At 62.5% G+C, this 328-nt stretch carries 1 protein-coding gene; it reads left to right on the top strand.

The features are described from left to right. Positions 1 to 93 precede the first annotated feature (93 nt). A partial coding sequence (locus AB1L30_RS00570; protein ID WP_367011406.1) for a glutamine synthetase beta-grasp domain-containing protein occupies positions 94 to 328 on the top strand: 235 nt, incomplete at its 3' end.

The following is a 328-nucleotide window of genomic DNA, read 5'->3' as shown; positions in this document are numbered from 1 at the left end:
TGCCGCACGTCTGAGAATCTCCAGATAACCCGCAGACCTCACCCGCTCCTCTCCCTGTCTCTCTCTCTCACGGAGTCCCTCCCAGCGATGGCTATGACCCCCGCCGACGTTCAGAAGATGGCCAAGGACGCCGGAACCCAGATTGTGGACCTGCGCTTCATCGACCTGCCCGGCATCTGGCAGCATTTCTCGATCCCGGTGCGCAACCTCACCGACGACCTGTTCGAGGACGGCCTGGGATTCGACGGCTCGAGCATCCGCGGCTACCAGCAGATTCAAGAGAGCGACATGCTCTTGCGGCCGGATCCGAGCACGGCGAAGCTCGATC

It is taken from the genome of Bremerella sp. JC817, from assembly GCF_040718835.1.
In the GTDB taxonomy this organism is placed as follows: domain Bacteria; phylum Planctomycetota; class Planctomycetia; order Pirellulales; family Pirellulaceae; genus Bremerella.
This window is presented reverse-complemented; position numbering and strand designations above follow the sequence as displayed.